Annotated in this window: 11 protein-coding genes; 1 reads left to right on the forward strand and 10 read right to left on the reverse strand. The window is 40.9% G+C overall.

The genetic code is table 11. The features are described from left to right. Positions 1–84: 84 nt before the first annotated feature. The 5 genes from FCL54_RS08575 to FCL54_RS08595 all read right to left on the reverse strand — a co-directional run bounded on the left by FCL54_RS08575 (position 85) and on the right by FCL54_RS08595 (position 7,215). On the reverse strand, positions 85–1,128 hold the full coding sequence (locus FCL54_RS08575; protein WP_138125346.1) for a LacI family DNA-binding transcriptional regulator: 1,044 nt from the start codon (positions 1,126–1,128) through the stop codon (positions 85–87). A 53-nt stretch (positions 1,129–1,181) separates the two neighbouring features. Next, positions 1,182–3,554: a glycoside hydrolase family 31 protein gene (locus FCL54_RS08580; RefSeq protein ID WP_138125348.1), complete on the reverse strand. Its 2,373-nt coding sequence runs from the start codon at positions 3,552–3,554 to the stop codon at positions 1,182–1,184. A gap of 136 nt (positions 3,555–3,690) precedes the next feature. Beyond that, positions 3,691–4,533 carry a sugar ABC transporter permease gene (locus tag FCL54_RS08585; RefSeq protein ID WP_138125350.1) on the reverse strand — a complete coding sequence of 281 codons (843 nt, stop codon included), beginning with the start codon at positions 4,531–4,533 and terminating at the stop codon, positions 3,691–3,693. 1 nt (position 4,534) lies between these two features. Then, positions 4,535–5,818, reverse strand: a complete 1,284-nt coding sequence (locus FCL54_RS08590) for a sugar ABC transporter permease (RefSeq protein WP_138125352.1) — start codon at positions 5,816–5,818, stop codon at positions 4,535–4,537. 92 nt (positions 5,819–5,910) lie between these two features. Further along, positions 5,911–7,215: an extracellular solute-binding protein gene (locus tag FCL54_RS08595; RefSeq protein WP_138125354.1), complete on the reverse strand. Its 1,305-nt coding sequence runs from the start codon at positions 7,213–7,215 to the stop codon at positions 5,911–5,913. 314 nt (positions 7,216–7,529) lie between these two features. Here FCL54_RS08595 and FCL54_RS08600 point away from each other — a divergent pair, with 314 nt between their 5' ends. Further along, positions 7,530–9,287, forward strand: coding sequence for an alpha-glycosidase (locus FCL54_RS08600; protein ID WP_138125356.1), 1,758 nt, complete (start codon positions 7,530–7,532; stop codon positions 9,285–9,287). A gap of 124 nt (positions 9,288–9,411) precedes the next feature. Here FCL54_RS08600 and asnB read toward each other — a convergent pair whose 3' ends face one another. The 5 genes from asnB to FCL54_RS08625 all read right to left on the reverse strand — a co-directional run bounded on the left by asnB (position 9,412) and on the right by FCL54_RS08625 (position 17,568). Next, a complete protein-coding gene (gene asnB, locus FCL54_RS08605) occupies positions 9,412–11,262 on the reverse strand; it encodes an asparagine synthase (glutamine-hydrolyzing) (RefSeq protein ID WP_138125358.1) in 1,851 nt (616 codons plus the stop codon). 193 nt (positions 11,263–11,455) lie between these two features. Continuing rightward, positions 11,456–12,460 carry a class I SAM-dependent methyltransferase gene (locus tag FCL54_RS08610; protein ID WP_138125360.1) on the reverse strand — a complete coding sequence of 335 codons (1,005 nt, stop codon included), beginning with the start codon at positions 12,458–12,460 and terminating at the stop codon, positions 11,456–11,458. A gap of 11 nt (positions 12,461–12,471) precedes the next feature. Beyond that, positions 12,472–13,809, reverse strand: a complete 1,338-nt coding sequence (locus FCL54_RS08615) for an FAD-dependent oxidoreductase (protein WP_138125362.1) — start codon at positions 13,807–13,809, stop codon at positions 12,472–12,474. Between the two features lie 206 nt (positions 13,810–14,015). Next, positions 14,016–16,910 (reverse strand): bifunctional diguanylate cyclase/phosphodiesterase, encoded by a 2,895-nt coding sequence (locus FCL54_RS08620; RefSeq protein WP_138125364.1) that lies wholly within the window; start codon positions 16,908–16,910, stop codon positions 14,016–14,018. 295 nt (positions 16,911–17,205) lie between these two features. Further along, on the reverse strand, positions 17,206–17,568 hold the full coding sequence (locus tag FCL54_RS08625; protein WP_138125366.1) for a YisL family protein: 363 nt from the start codon (positions 17,566–17,568) through the stop codon (positions 17,206–17,208). Positions 17,569–17,651: the final 83 nt, after the last annotated feature.

The raw sequence follows: 17,651 nt of genomic DNA on the forward strand, positions 1-17,651 counted from the left end.
TGAAGTACTAAACCGTTCGCAATTCGTTTCCGCTTTGAACTAGACGTGTAGGTATCAAATAAAAAATCCCGGTAGTTAGTTAAACTACCGGGTGCCCTGCGATTCTACAGAGGTATCTTTTACTGTCTGCCTTTTAATAATTTTGTACGGAACGGTAACACGTCTCGGTGAAATTCCCGGATTGCTGATCAGATCAAGCAGGCAATCAACTGCTTCATATCCAAGTTTAAAGATGTTGATATCTACTGAGGACAGCGGCGGACGAGCATATTCGCTCAGCATCACATTGTTAAAGCTGATCACCGAGATATCATCCGGGACGGACAACCCCATCTCATCTAATTTACTCATAATTCCAAGCGCCATTAAATCATCCGAAACTACCAGTGCAGTAGGAGGTTTCTTAAGGGAAAGCAACTCTAGTACCGCTTCATGGCCTCCCTCTTTCAAAAACTCTTCCTGGAACACATATTCATCATGAAAGGAAATACCGGCGTTTCGTATCGCTTTTTCGTAGCCAGTCAGACGATCGACCGTCACGACAAGCTCCTGGCTCCCGCCTACGAATGCGATATTTCGATGACCAAGGCTAATTAAATATTCTGTTACTTCTTTTGCTGCTTTAAAGTTATCGTTGTCCACATGGGTGATGCTCTCTGAGTTCTTATATGGCTTTCCCACAACCGCAAACGGAAACTTTTGCTTTTGCAAATAACTCATGATCTTATCTTCCACCCTGGAATAAAGAAGCACGATTCCGTCTACTCTTCTACCCTGAACCATTCCGACAACGCCTTCAAACATTTCTTCTTCTGTGGCACCCGTAGATAAATACAGGGAATACCCCTTTTCATGCGCTTTGGTGCTTATCCCCCTGATCACTTCAGGGAAAAAAGGATTTTGAAACACTTTATCTGCAGAACTCGGCATGATCACTCCAATTGCCTGAGTCGATTTATTCGCAAGGCTTCGTGCGTTAAAGTTGGGGTGATAGCCCAGATAATCCATTGCTTCTCTTACACGGCGCTTTGTTTCCTCGCTGATACGAGGATTGTTCGCTATGACCCTTGATACTGTAGATGGTGCTACATTAGCTAATTTAGCCACATCTTTAATGGTAACTGCCATTGTTCATCCCCCTGCTTTCTTAATGGAGACGTTAAACCAGTTTCGCTCACATTTCATGATTTGTTAGTTGTAAAGGTAATCTTCCGTTCTTCCGGGTGGAAATGAGTATTACCGATCTGGTTACCGTTTAGTATAATTTCAAGATCTTCTTCAGCTTGATGCACCTGGAATTCGATTTCTTTCCAAGCTGGCTCAAAGCCTTCATTACTGTTCTCCATGTTTATTGTAAGCGATTCCCCTTCCAAATAACAGGAAATCTTTGTCTCAGTATACTTGCCGTTTTCATAGTCGAATGTTTTTCCGTCATCTTCATACAACATACACTCTGTTTTTTCATTAGCAGGATAGACATGAAGGGTCAGTTTCTCCTCTGTTACTGCTGTTGACTGTTTTACTGTGCCATTCGGGATGATGGAACCTTCCTTAATAAAAATCGGCAATGTGTCGAGGCTTGCTTCTACCAATACATGTTTGCCCCCGGCAATTTTCTCTTCTGTCCAATAGTTTATCCAATTTCCTTCTGGCAAATAGACAACACGGTGGAAAGTGGATGGTGACAAGATTGGTGCCACAAGGACATTTTCACCGACTAAGAACTGGTCAGATAGATTGAAGGTATGTTCATCATTTGGATATTCCATAACAAGTGGCCGAAGAACCGGACTCCCTGTTTTAGACGCTTCATTAAAAAGGGTGTACAGGTAAGGCATCCAGACATACCGTTGCTGGATATACTTCTTCGTAATCGCTTCTACTTCTTCGCCAAATGCCCATGGTTCCTGTCTTACTGTATCCAGCGCACTGTGATTTCTAAAGTATGGGGTGAAGGTGCCAAACTGCGTCCAACGGATCAGCAATTCCCCCGTTGTATCATGTGCGAAACCGCCGACATCTGGACCTGTAAACGGCACACCGGAAACTCCAAGGTTCATAACCATCGGGAGCGCCATTGCAAGATGTTCCCAGAAGCTTCTGTTGTCCCCTGTCCAGACTGCTGCATAACGCTGAACACCAGAATATCCTGCACGTGTTAATAGGAACGGACGATTTCCGTTCAATAACTCTTTCATTCCGTTATACGTGCTTTCTCCCATCAATAAACCGTACAGGTTATGCATCTCACGGTGTGTCTTAGGATCTCCATCATTACCGTGCATCACCTTTACATCCATTGTCTTTGTTTCATTGAAAACAGCAGGCTCGTTCATATCGTTCCAAATTCCTTCGATTCCCATGTCGGTATAGAATTTGTGTTTTTTCCCCCACCAATTTCGTACTTTAGTATTCGTAAAATCCGGGAATGCACTGTTTCCAGGCCATACTTCACCAAAGAACAGGTTACCCTCCATATATTTACAGAAAAGATCGTTTGTTATTCCTTCCTGATAGATCTTGTACTCCGGGTCCTCCTTTACGCCAGGATCCACGATAGGAACAACATGGATTCCTGCTTCCTTCAGATCAGCAATTAATTTTTCTGGCGCTGGGAATCGGTCTTTGTCAAAGGTAAAGACACGATATCCATCCATATAGTGAATGTCCAGGTAAATAGCATCGATAGGGATGCCTTTGTCGATAAAGTTCCTGGCAAGCTCTCGCACTTCTTGCTCTGATTCATAGCTGTAGCGTGATTGATGATATCCGAGCGCCCACTTTGGCGGCAGCTTCATTCTTCCTGTCAGGCTAGTATATTGGGAAATAACCTCCCCTGGTGTCGGGCCTGCAAGGATGTAATAGTCCAGCTGCCCTCCTTCTGCCCAGAATGAATACGTATCTGTATGGGACTTCATGTCAAAAACAGATTTAAAAGTATTATCAAAGAATATCCCATAGGCTCTACCGTTTCTTAATGCCATAAAATATGGAATAGATTCGTAAAGCGCATCAATCTCAGGATTATGAGGCGCATAAACGTCCGAATTCCACATCGTCATTTTTTCGCCCCGTTTATCTAAGAAGCTTGTTTTTTCTCCGAAACCATAAAAATGGTCATCTATTTCCATGTCTTTATAGCAAATCACTTCTTTTTTTTCGTTAAAGCCCATTCCTTTATTCGTTTCTCTTACAATTTCATTTCCTTCTTCATCAAACACATGTAAACGAAAAGGTTCTCTCATAATTTTGATTACAAGTTTAGAAGTCGACAGAACAATTGCTCCGTCATGTTCTTCTGAACTTACTTTGACCTCATCTGGTTCTGCTATTACTCCAAAGCTTGTTTTAAAGGAAGGTTTTTCAAACGGATTCATTATAATACGTACAATTTCGTCCGAATAAAAGACAATCTCTACAGCAGCCTGCTCGCACTCGACAGAAAATCCTTTTTCCGTCGATGAAAACGAAATAATATTGCCAATATCATGAAAAGGAGAACCTTCGATTTGTTTTTTGTTTCCCGGATGTATTGCAAAGCTTGTATCTTCCATAAGTATCCTCCTGTTTTAATGTTTGTTAGGTTTAAGTTACTTTTTAAATTATGATTACAAATGAAAAGAACGGGTTCAGCAGGATAATCCCTAATCCATTTGCTTCTCGCCGTTCCTTTCTTAATATCCTTTCTTGTTATCCTTTTGTTCCGCCTGCTGTAAGTCCTGAAATAAAATATTTTTGAAGAGAAAGGAAAAGGATTGCAATTGGTATAGCGATCAACACAGAACCTGCTGCAAATGTTGTAAACTCATTACCGAACTGGTCAGAAATCATCTTATACAATCCTACTGCAAGTGTGTATTTCTCTTCACTTCTTAAAACAATCTGGGCAAGGATAAAATCTGTAAACGGTGTGATAAAGCTGAACAAAGCAACGACCGCCAGGATCGGCTTTGCAAGAGGCATAACGATCTGCCAATAAATCCTGAAATGCCCTGCCCCATCGATTCTTGCAGATTCATCAAGTTCCTTAGGAATCGTATCAAAATACCCTTTGGCAAGCCACGTGTTCATCGGCAATAGGCCGCCGGTATAAATCAAGATTAACGCCAGGTGTGTATCGAGCAACCCGGTTAAATAAGCAAGGACATAAATGGCGATCAAAGCTGCAAAGTTAGGAATCATCTGAAGAATCAAGAAAGTGACCAAACCGTTCTTCCGTCCGATGAAACGATATCTTGAAAATGCATACGCCATAGTAGAAATCATGGCAACTGCAAGAATCATGGTCACAACACAAATTTTCAACGTATTCCAGTACCATATCAAATAATCACTTTGCTCCGGGTTAAACAGCTCCCGGTAATGGTCCAGGGTAGCATTTTCAGGAATGATGGACGACCCGGACAAACTGTCGCCTGGATTAAAAGATGAGCCGATAATCCATAACACCGGATACAAAATAATCCCTATAGCGATTGCGATAATTGCGTATGACACTGTTAATCTAACGAGCTTCTGCGTTCTCATATTCATATTACATCATATCCTCTTCTTGGAATGACTTCGTCCTTCTGAACTGCCACAACGCCACCGTGATTACGATAACAGATAAGATCATTGTTATCGCTGCAGCTTTTCCGTATTGTGCAGAGGTGAACGTCAATTTGTAAATCCAGGAAATCAAGATGTCTGTTGATCCGGCTGTCTGTCCTGCTACGGCAGGTCCTCCACCATTGAATAAGTAAATGACGTTAAAATTATTAAAGTTAAACGTATATTGTGTAATAAGGATCGGAGCAATCGCAAAGAGAATCATCGGCAACGTAATCGTGCGGAACTTTTGCCACATGCTAGCCCCATCAACTGTTGCTGCTTCATATAATTCATCGGGGATGGATTGCAACACGCCTGTTACCATCGCAAAGATAAACGGGAAGCCAAGCCAGAATTGTATAAAGATCAAAGCAACTCTAGTCCAAAGCGGTTCAGTTAACCACGGAATAGCATCGATGCCTAAAGCCGCTAAAATGTCATTGTTAATCGTTCCAAACGTTTCGTTAAACATACCGGCAAAGACCAGAATGGAAACGAATGCCGGAACAGCCCATGGTAAAATAAAAATCGTTCTAATCATGCCTTTGAATTTAAGGTCTTTTTGGTTGATCAGTACGGCAAGGAAAATACCGATAACGATCTGGCCCGTTGTCGCAACAAAGGTCCATACAACTGTCCATGCAAATACATCAACAAAAGTATCCCTCCAGATATCCATTTTAAAAATATCGATATAGTTCTGGATGCCAATCCAATCGACTAGATTAGCCGGTGGGGAATGATAAAGATCATAGTTTGTAAAAGATAACAGAATTACGAATAAAATTGGAAAAATAACAACGAATACAAGCAGGAGAAATCCCGGTGATACCATTAAATATGGAAAACCTGCATCAACCATATTTTGATATTGTTCCTTTAAGGAATTAAGAGCAAATCCCTGATCACGTTTCTTTCCATTTTTATAAGCATCATTTAAGTTGATACCATAGATAACAAGTCCGAGAACGATAACAAGGATCGCAATAATACCCTGTGTTAGTAGGAAAATGGAGTGGTCGCCTCTTTCAAGGCTTGTTCCTAAGGTCACGATTCCCCAGAGTCCAATATCGATCAAATCATAAAACGCTATCGCAAAAGATGCAGTTAAAATCAAGAAGATAATGCCTTTAATATATTGTTTGTTATATATTTGCCCTAGTCCAGGGATAAGGGACAATAACAATGCTGTTTTGCGATGTTTTGTTTGTGCATTTGCCTCCATCGTTAATGATGATCCCCTTTCTTCATCCCACTTTACTTGTATTAAAGTGAGAAGCAGTACCTCACTATGAGGTACCGCTTTTGTTTTTAAACCTACTTAGAAGAGTGCTTTTGTTCAATTTGAGATTCAATTGTTTTTACCGCTTCATCAAGTGCAGCTTTTGGTTCCTGTTTTCCTGTTGCGATTAGTTGCAGAGCTGAAGCCATCGGCTCCCATACTTCTGCCATCTCAGGAATATTAGGCATCGGAGTACCGTATTGAGATTGGACCGCTACCGCTTTAGCAGCTTCATTATCAGCGATAATAGGATCCTCGATTAGAGATTTAACCGGTGGGATTTCAGCTGTTTTTTCAAAACGGATTTTCGCGTTTTCTTCATTTGTGATCCACTCAACTAGTTTTGTAGCCCACTCTTTGTTTTTAGAGTAGTTACTCACATGCCAGCCTTTAACACCGATAAATGTTTTGAAAGGCTCTCCATTAGGAAGTTTTGGCATTGGAGCAACGCCGATGTCGATGCCTGCATCTTTATAGCCCTGGAATGCCCATGGACCGTTCATAACAGACGCAGCTTTTCCTTCGTTAAACAAACCATCAAGCGTAGATCCGCCGTTTTCCCCAATGATTCCTTTAGGGAACAGCCCTTCTTTATACCACTTCTGAATATATTGCGCACCTTCAACAGCACCATCATTGTTTAATCCGACGTTCTGTGGATTAAGGCCTTCATCTGTTCTTTCAAACACATAACCGCCGTAACCGCCAAGCACGGAATGTGCAAAATAATAGTTATCCCAGAGTGCAAGGAATCCGTATTGCTTTCCTTTTGTATAGTCTTTCGCAAAATCATAAACTTCATCAATTGTTTCAGGAGCTTTGTCCATTAAAGCTTTGTTGTAAATAAACACTGGTGTTTCAGTAGATTTCGGCAAACCATATAATTCACCATTGAAAGTTTGTGCTTGAATAGAAGATTCAGAGAATTTATCAACAACGCTATCTTCTACTTTGATCGGAGCAATCAACCCTTCAGTTGCTACCTGGCCGATTTGATCATGTGGCAAAGTAAGGACGTCCGGTCCTGTTCCCGCAGGGCCGTCAAGGCGAATTTGGTCTCTGATTTCATCAGCCATGCCAAGTTCTTTGTACTCAACTTTGATTCCATACTTCTCTTCAAAGCTCTTAATAGCAGGTTCAAGGGCTACGCCTTTTTCTTTATCTTCCCAGACTACTAATTTGTCAGGCTTTTCTGCATCTGTTGCTTCGCCCGATTTGTCACCTTCATTTTTTCCTTCGTTGTTTCCGCCACTGTTGCTTGCTGAATTATCAGGACCGCAAGCGCCAAGAACTCCAATAGCTAAAACTAGCGTTAGGAAAAGCGCAAAAAATCTCTTCATAGAATTTGACCTCCCCAAAATGATAAAAATATAGTTACTAGATCGTATGTACAAGCGCTTTCTAAAAAGCATGGAGAATCGATGAAAACGATTGCACTAACTTTCTAATTTCCATTATACATGCCCAGATATTTTTCGCAACCGTTTGCACTAAATTTTCTTTCGTTTTTTTAAAACGCTTACAATATTGTCTAGTACTCTATGCTTTTTCTATTCTGATAAGCTCTCATTTGTATCATTTTGCAAGATGGCTTAAAATAGATAAACGATAACTCATTAATGCAACCGCTTGCGAAAACGAAGGAGGTAAACAAATGCTAAAAGAGGCAATCTACCATCGCCCTAAAAACAATTATGCGTATGCGTATGATAAAGAAACCTTACATATCATGCTCCGAACTAAAAAAGGGGATCTGGCTTCTGCCTGGTTAATCCATGGCGATCCGTTCGATTGGAAAGAAAACGCCTGGCAAAAGAACGAGCTGGAAATGGCCCTTTCCGGATCTGATTCTCTGTTTGATTATTGGTCCGTTGAACTTAGACCTCCCTACAGACGCCTTCGCTACGGGTTCAAACTCAAGGACACAAACGGCGAAGAAGTTATTTTCACTGAAAAGGGTTATTTTGAAGAAGCTCCTATAGATACGAACGACTATTTTAGCTTTCCCTTCTTAAATGGAATAGATGTATTCCATGCGCCCGAGTGGGTAAAAGACACTGTTTGGTATCAGATTTTTCCGGAGCGATTTGCAAACGGAAACAAAGAAAACGATCCTGAAGGAACCCTTGAATGGGGATCAGCATCTCCTTCGCCTACGAATTTTTTTGGAGGAGATTTTGAAGGAGTAATAGAGAACCTTGACTATCTTGCAAAACTGGGCATAACCGGCATTTACTTCACTCCGATCTTCAAGGCTCATTCTAATCATAAATACGACACGACCGATTATATGGAAATCGACCCGCAGTTCGGTGATAAGGACACGTTTAAGCGCCTTGTAAATGAATGTCATGATCGCGGTATTCGTGTCATGCTGGATGCTGTGTTCAATCATAGCGGATATTACTTTAAGCCGTTCCAAGATGTTTTGGAAAATGAAGAAGAATCTCCTTATAAAGATTGGTTTCATTTAAAAGAGTTTCCGATTCAAACAGAGCCAGCACCAAATTATGATACGTTCGCTTTTGTCCCTTCCATGCCAAAGTTAAATACCGAGAACCGGGAAGTGAAAGAATATCTCCTTCAAGTAGGAAAGTATTGGATCGAGGAGTTTGATATCGATGGATGGAGGCTCGATGTCGCAAATGAAATAGACCACCAATTCTGGAGGGAATTTCGTAGCGCTGTGAAATCTGTTAAGCCTGATGTATATATACTTGGCGAGATCTGGCACGATTCTATGCCGTGGCTCCAGGGAGACCAGTTCGATGCTGTAATGAACTATCCATTTACGAAAGCTTCACTCGACTTTTTCGCTCATCAGATAATCGATTCCAAAACATTTGTAAATAACCTTAATGCTTTGCTTCACTCCTATCCAAAAAATGTAAACGAAGTTGCTTTCAACCTGCTCGGAAGCCATGACACACCAAGAATTTTAACAATGGCCGAAGAAGATGTTGATAAAGTAAAGTTGTTATTCCTGTTCCAACTATCCTTCACAGGCACACCATGTATTTATTATGGAGATGAAATAGCGGTGACCGGCGGAGCAGATCCTGGATGCCGTAAATGTATGATATGGGATGAAGAGAATCAGGATATAGAATTGTTCTCCTTCGTAAAACGATTAATCGATCTGCGCAAAAATGAACCTGCTTTTGGGAACAACGGGGAGTTGCATTTCTTATATGCCGAAGACCGAAAGCTTGTTTACGAAAAAAAGCTGGATAACGAGAGTCTGCTCTTTATCATTAACAATTCTGAACACGACGAGTCGATCGATTTTCCTTACGAGTTACAGAATAAGAAAGTATTGAACCTGCTGTCTGGAAACGAAGATACTGACATAGAAGATCTCAAGATAAAGCTTCCTGCTTTTGGATTTCAAGTATTAAAAGTAACAGATTAAGATAAAGGACTGGCTTCCATCTGTAAGTCAGTAAAAAATCCGAACTGATTCGAATTCTGCTTAGAATGTTGAATCATAGTTCGGATTTTCTTTCCGATAAATACTTTAGTCCCAGCCTCCTGTTTCACTGTTCTGATATATCGATGTTATACGCTTCCAGCCATGTGTTGATCTGTGCAAGGTGAGCGATAAGCTGGGGGCCTGTCATCAGCTGCCCAAACCATGGAACCTTGAAAGATCTGCCATCAGTCTGTATTATGTCCGTCACTTTTTCTTCATCTACGAGTTCAAGGATAGGGGAACTTCGTTTCAAAAGAATTTCACTGAGCCATCCTTTAACTGCTTTTGTATAATTAGGGTTATGGGTTTTAGGGTATGGGCTCTTTTTCCGGTACAGCACATCATCTTCTAACACGCCTTTTAGCGCTTTTCTTAAAATTCCCTTCTCTCTGTTATCAAGCATCTTCATTTCCCACGGTATATTCCATACATATTCTACAATACGATGATCAGAGAACGGTACCCGAACCTCAAGGCTTGCTCCCATGCTCATTCTGTCCTTTCGTTCGAGCAAGGTTTGCATGAACCAATTAAAGTTCAAATAAAAAAGCTCTCTTCTTCTTGCCTCTATTGAAGATTCTCCATACAGTGCTGGCGTCTCGGCAGCAGTTTCCCTATAGCGCTGCTTGACATAGTTTTGGAGATCAAGTTTCTTCCGAAGCGGTTCTTTAAGCAACAATGCTCTTTCTTCTGTAGATCTCATCCACGGGAATTGCTCCTTTTCAAGGAGCTCTGGTTTATGAAACCAGGGGTAGCCGCCGAAAATTTCATCGGCACACTCTCCTGAAAGTGCTACGGTTGCTTCCTTTTTGATCTGCTTGCTAAACCATAACAGTGAGGAGTCTACATCTGCCATGCCCGGTAAATCCCTTGCTAAAACAGATTGTTTCAAATGCTCGACTAGTTCGTCCGTGTGAATGACCAAATTTTTATGATCGGTCTGCAAATCGGCAGAAACCTTTTTAATCCATGGCGCATCAGAGTTAGGCTGAAATTCGCTTGCGCTGAAATATTTATCATTATCTACATAGTCAATCGAAAAAGTCCTTAGCGTTCCTTTGTTATGAAGATGGTAATAATCCTGTGCTATACTGCTAATCGCACTTGAGTCCACTCCCCCGGACAGGAACGTACAAACCGGAACATCGGCAACAAGCTGTCGTTCAATCGAATCTTTGACAAGGATCCTTACTTTTTCTATCGTTTCATCGAGCGGGTCTGAGTGTTCTTTACTCTCTACATCCCAGTATCGCCAAATTTTTGTACCGTTTCGATCGGCTCTCATAGCGTGTGCCGGCCTTAATTCTCGTATTCCTTTAAATACACCGTGACCCGGAGTCCGGGAAGGCCCTAATCCAAATATCTCCTGTAAACCTTCCCTGTCAACCTTTGCCTTAACAGCAGGATGCTTTAAAATCGCTTTTAATTCTGAAGCGAACAAAAGGCCATCTGTTGATTCATGGTAAAAAAGCGGTTTTACTCCCATTCTATCTCTAGCCAGGAATAGTGATTCTCTTAAATCATCCCATATTGCAAATGCAAAAATTCCATTTAAGTATCCAACGCATTCTTCTCCCCATTCGATATAGGAAGTTAACAATACCTCTGTATCCGAATGTGAATTAAACGTATATCCTTTGTTCAATAGTTCCTTTCGAATATCTTCTGTATTATATAATTCACCATTATAAGCGATGGTGTAAGAATTTCCCTGTTTTGACTTTGTCATCGGCTGGTGTCCGCCGGCAGGATCCACTACGATCAAACGGGTGTGCCCGAATGCACAGTGCGGAGAAATCCATGTATTTAGTGCATCAGGTCCTCTGAAAGAAAGCTGCCTTGCCATCTGCTCCATTGTTTTCGTTTCATCTCTTAAATCCTTCTTCCAATTAAGCCATCCTGTGATACCGCACATTTCTCTCACCCTCCTTTAAACGAATAAAAAGCTTTTTAGGCACTGGCCCACTTATACACTATGCAGGTACCGTAAAATGGTGAGTAGAAGTTGGTGGTATGCAAAAAAAAGCTGATTCTAAGTTCGGGCAGAACTCTATGAATCAGCTAATCTTATTCTTTGCCCAAAAAGGTAGTTCTATAAAATCTGTAATCTATTTTTTTTGGAGCGCTAAGAAATACCATGCCCCTTCTTTTACTACCGGCTGGATTTTTTTAACGGTAAATCCGGTCCTGGTGGCAAGCCTTCTTATTTCATTTAGAGTTGGAAGTGGATACAGGTTTTTATGTGCGCTCATAAAGCTGTTAAATGCTGCGGAAAAAGCATGCCCATGGGATGGATCGTCTAATGGGGAGATGATGACAAGGCTGCCTTTGTCGCCTGTAAGTTCCTTTGCCTTTAGAAATAAGTTCTCCCTTTGCTCGGGAGAGAAATAATACAAAAGATTATTCATCATCACCATATCAAAACGGGTGCCATTCCATGACCATTCAGTAATATCACTCTGGTAAATTTTAAGCTCATTGCCAGTCCCGCTTGAAGCGTTTATCCGGTTTGCAGCTTCTTTACATACTTCTTCGTTTTTTTCCACACCAGTTAGATTCATATTTTTATGCTTTTCTGAGATTCTCGCCAAGTAACCCCCATGTCCGCATCCAAAGTCGACGATCGACGTAACATTGTTTTTTTTAATCCACTTATTTATTTTCGGGAAAGCAAATTGCTCTATAAAAGTGGAGGTTTCGGCAACTGTCTCAGCAAAATCATCATCGATGTACGTTATCTTTGTGTGCCCGGTCAAAAGATCAGGATATTTCATCAAGCTCGGAATATGAAGTTCCATCATTTCTTTTAAAACGATTCCCACTGAGTCCTCACTCTTTTTGGAAAGGTATTTGCGCAGGCTTCGTTTTGATTTTACTTTTCCTTTTCTGCCCTGTTTCAGATGGCCGATCGCCACGCCCACGTCAACCCACCTTCCGAGAAGTAATTGGTCAACATCTCTTTTTTCGGCTGCCTCTTGAACTGTTAACCCTTTTGAAAATGCATCAAATAAATTTAACTTATAGCCGATATGGGCATGCCAGGCATACAGAAACGGCTCATTTATCTTCATCCACTTTCTGGCTTTCCATATTCTTGTCCATTCCCTGATCATCCGGTTTCCTCCTATTCGTCAACAGCTGTGTTCCAGGGGTAATCTTCTTTTTCTGTAAATTGTTTTTGTTTCTTTATTTCAAGCGGCAGCTTCCTATCCTTTTTATAAGGCAATGCACCTAACTGCCGCAGTCTATCCTGCGTAGTAAACCGCCATATGCCCAGTCCGGAAGTGTTTAACATTTGCTTATAGTGAAGTTTGTTATCCCTTTCGGTTGCACGCAAACCCCGAATCCTGATTTTTTGTGACATGCGGTTCGGAAAAGCATACAGCAAGGCAGCCTGGTGGCTTAATTCAGAAACAAACTCAGCCCTCGGCTTACGTATACGTTCAAATCTTTTCAACTGGGAATGGTCTGTGTTACCTGTTCGAAACATCCACCCCAATAGAGAACCCAGAATATCCGAATCCTGTATAGCAAGATTCATTCCTTCCCCTGCCATTGGATGCACACTGTGCGCTGCATCACCAATAATAACCATGTTATCCTTCGAATATTGAGAAGCATTATGACGTACTGGAATCATTAGCTGAATTTCCTTCCACGAAGAAACCCTGTGTACATAACCTTCCAGTTCAGGCATAAGTTTACAGTAGCTCTCATAAAACGATTCGATGCCCCGTTTTCTCATTTCTTTGTTTTCTTCCGGTTTTATTAATAAAACAGACCGGACCTGGTTGTCTGGTAATGGAAATAATCCAAGAAAGCGTTGTTCTGTGGATATGATCGTCGACTCTGTCATGGACTTGGGCCTTGGAAACGTTACAGTTAAAAAATGATGGTTGTAAGTTGATTGATCGACACTGACTCCCATTTCTTTTCTGATAACAGATGCTCGTCCCTCTGCTCCGACATAAAAGTCAGCGGTAATGATTTCTTCGCCATTTTTTGTTTTCACGATAGCCCGCCGGGTTGCACTGTCCTCTTCTGTAAAACCAAGAAACTTTCCTGGTTGAATATGATGAAAGCAACTATATTCCAATGCTTTCGTTAAGAGCAGCTCCCTCAATGTTTCATGCGGAACCATCATCGATGTGTTATAAGGAGAAGGAATGATATCATAGCGAAATGTGTTTTTACTGAGTCTTTTTAACTCTCCATTCTCCTTTTGTTCAAACTCTTCAAAATTAACATCCGGGAGCGAAAACCCATGCTGCTCGATTATTTTTAACAAGTCAATCCTGTCAAATATTTCAAGGCTCTTTGGCTGCAGAAGCTCCCCTTTGTAAATAAGCCCTGCTTTTCTCTCCTTCTCGACGAGCAAGGTTCTTACTCCCTGTTTTGCCAGTTTAACTGCTAGAGTTAGTCCAGCTACTCCTCCGCCTATTATCATTACTTGAACTTGCATCGACTTATCACCTCAAAATGTACAAACTATTTTCCACTAACCTCCAGTCCGTAAACTTTTAGCTGCACATCGCCAATAAAGAAAATCCGCCGGTCGGGGAATCGAATGATGGAAGAAGTAGTGTTTTGCGTTCCTAATTTCCACTTCATGAGTGTAATAAAAAAAGACTGCCTGGCAAAAAGCCTGAACAGTCTTATGTGTTGCTGTTAAGTTAATACAGGTTCTTCACGTCGGAACAGCAAACGTTCAAACGTATCTTTAGAAAGCGGTTTACTGTAAAAATAGCCCTGGCCGTATTGGCATCCGAATGATTTTATGATTTCTCCCTGCTCTTTTGTTTCAATTCCTTCGGCTACGATCGACAGGTTCAGCCCCTGGCACATCGTGATCACTGCCTTAACTATCGCAGCATCCGCATTGTTTTCCTGGATATTCCGGACAAATGACTGATCTATCTTTAATATATCGAGCGGGAAATCTTTCAAATAGCTTAGTGAGGAATAACCAGTACCAAAATCATCTATGGATACCTTGATCCCAAGAGATCTTAATTCATTCAACATCGTTTTGCTGTATTCCGTATTGGCTAATGTCGTACTCTCCGTTACTTCAAGATGCAGGCAATGCGGTGGAAGGCCGGACTCATTCAATGCCTGTTTTACAGATGCTACAAAAGCTGGACTCTGAAACTGCCTGCCCGAAACATTAACACTTATGGAGAGTTCAGGAAATCCAAGCAACTGCCACTGTCTCGTTTGATTACATGCTTCATTCAATACCCAGATACCGATATCTTCGATCAGTCCGGTTTCTTCAGCCAACGGAATAAACTGAGCTGGAGAGACCAGGCCAAGCTTTGGATGGTTCCATCTGATGAGCGCTTCACATGCATAAATCTCCTGCTCATCCAGACTTATTTGCGGCTGGTAGTATAGTATCAATTCATTTTTCTCGATCGCCCTGCGCAAATAGCTTTCAAGCTCCAGCCGTTCAAAAGTCTGGCCGTTCATTTCATCTGTATAAAATTCGATTCTGTTCGCACCAAAGGTTTTAGCCCTGTCCATCGCGATGTATGCATTTCTCATCAAACGGTCCAGCTCTTTTCCATCATAAGGAGAAATACTGATACCGATGCTTGCAGAAATGTAATATTCCTGTTCATTATGTATAATCGGTTGATTCAATGCATCAATCACCTTTTGAGATAAAAGAAGCGCTTCCTTTTCATCAGTTATCCTTGGCATTAAAACTGTAAATTCATCACCGCCAAACCTTGCTAATACCGCTTCATCCTTTATTACCTGCTTCAGCATACCGGAAACTTCTTTTAAGATAAGATCACCAGTATTGTGGCCAAGACTATCATTTATCAGTTTAAAACGGTCGAGGTCGATAAACATAATCGCCAATCTGTCATTCGCCTTTTTCAACGATTGTTCAACCAGATTTTCAAACAAGAGCCTGTTTGGCAGGTCGGTTAGGGCATCATAATAAGCTAAATGTGCAATTGTTTCTTCCGCTTCCCTCTGGCGGTGAATGTTCTTTCCGATTCCATATGCGCCAACAATTTTTCCATTAACGACGATAGGTATATTTGTAATCGTAAATGCGATACGTTCTCCGCTCTTACTCAGTAATACAGAATCATAGGTTTGTGATACTCCGTTTAGCGCCTGGTAGAAACGTTCCCTCGTCTTTTTCTTATATTCACGGCTAACAAACTTTAACGCGTTTTTCCGCATCACTTCTTCTGGTTCATATTCAAGTACTTTTTGCAGTGCCGGATTCGCGCTAGTAATTCTCCCTTGCATATCAACCGAATAAACAAGGTTCGGGTTTTGATCAAAAAGAGACTTATATTTTTGTTCAGAATGCTGGAGCGTAGTGTTTAGTAACTCAAGCTCTTCTGTTGATGCTTTGATTAAATGTGACAATGCTTTAAGTCCATCCAAGTCTTTCATCTCCTGAGTGTATGTTCGAGTTGTCTGTTGTACGGTAGGCAATACATTTTTTTCTGCGATGGAAACGATGAGCGAACTGTTCACACTGTTCGATATGCCATTTTTCGTAATATAAAATTCTCCATGCAGAAAACAGCCATTCACAGGGGATATGTCTTCAAGCGGATTCAGTTTTACTGCAATCGATTTATTAAAAAAGTTTTTTACCGCCTCAGAAGAAAAAACATAAATCGATTCGGTAGGAACGTTGGAAACATTGTCATACAAGCGTTTGGATGCTTCAACATAAGAAGCAGCTTCCCCAAAAGAAAATTGTAGTTTGTCTCCTGGCTCTATCTTCTTATTAACCGTTATACTTCCATCACTATGCCGTCTAACTATATGAAGCGGAACATCTGTATCACCTGATATATTTATTAGCGGAATTTGTGATGCTGATCCGGGCAGGTTCCTCGATATTTCTTCCCCTAAATACTTTCGATAAAGCTCCACCGGTTCGATTCCATCTATCGAATAAATTCTGTTTTTATTTGATCTGGTAACTTCAAATATCTTCCCTTCAGCCTTCCAGTCTATTTCTTGAAAAACTTTAACCTGCAATTTCGGGTTGTTAAATGCTGCAGCCACTATCCCTTTTTTTATAATCTTTTCATCCGTCACCAAAAAACCGCTGCCATAACCAGCATGTCCCCCGACAACAATGACATCTCTTGAAACCGAATGGACTCCCTTTATAAATGCTTCATCATTTGTAACGCCAGCAGTATACAGGACAATTAGTTTTGTGTTTGTTTGGATCAGTTGTTCGGCAAGCTGCTTTCCTTCCAGATAAAGATCGTTGCTTTTTTCGATCCCGGTAATAGTTGTAGTAATTTGTGTTTTTTCAAAAACCGAAAAAGTCAGCAGTACTTTCCCCTCAATAAAAAAGCCTGAATGAAGTAAACCGTTTGCACTTATGCCAACTATCTTTGCAGCAGGTATCATTTGCTTGATCTGCCTGGATATAAAAAGCGGCAAATCGGAATGCCCTTTCTCTGCATGGATCATTACAAATACTGATGCCTGTTTTGCCAGCGCTTTCGTATCGATAAATTGTGATAGTTCATCTATGGTATTAAAAAGAGTGGTGTATGTACGCATTATCCTCACCTCATTCCCTTCTAAATTTTAGGAAATTAAGATAACAAAATGTTACGAAATTGTAATATTATGTTTATCATACCATAAATATTGTAGTTAATTGTAGAAAAATTCCGATTAAAGCCCCTGATCTTCAATCCTAGTTTAAGTATCGGCATATTTCGACTTCTCGTTAAGTTTTTTTAGAATGAAGAAAACTCGCCGATTGGCGAGCCTTCCCCTCTGTTAAAAAGTTATACTTTTATGAACGGTAAAAAAAGAAGACTGCTTAATCGCAGTCTTCTTTTCATATTCTTTATAACGTATAAATGTGCAAGACTGAATAACCGTAGAATAATACAAGTGCAAAGGCGATAACGAGCTGAATCCAGTAAACAGTAGTGGACTTTCCATTTTTGCCTTTCACGAGCACCATTTCCATGGAAGTAAGCAGCCATATCGCCAGTGCAGCTTTAATATATACCGGTCCATAAAATCCAAAAGCCGCTGTGATATCTACTACCATCACGATTCCGGAAATCAAAGTTAAAATATAAAACAACCTTAAAATCATATGCGTGATCTTTTGTCCTTTTTCTTTACCGAGTCGCAATAGAAAATAACTAACAAAAAATAGAATGAGTGTCAGCACCCATGCTGTATAGTGGGCATGAAGCATCTTTTACATTTCCTCCCTGTACATTGTATATTATGAAACCCTATCTATCATATCATGAAAAATTGTTTTGTGAGAAGGTCTGG

It is taken from the genome of Exobacillus caeni (genome assembly GCF_005747095.1).
In the GTDB taxonomy this organism is placed as follows: domain Bacteria; phylum Bacillota; class Bacilli; order Bacillales; family Guptibacillaceae; genus Exobacillus; species Exobacillus caeni.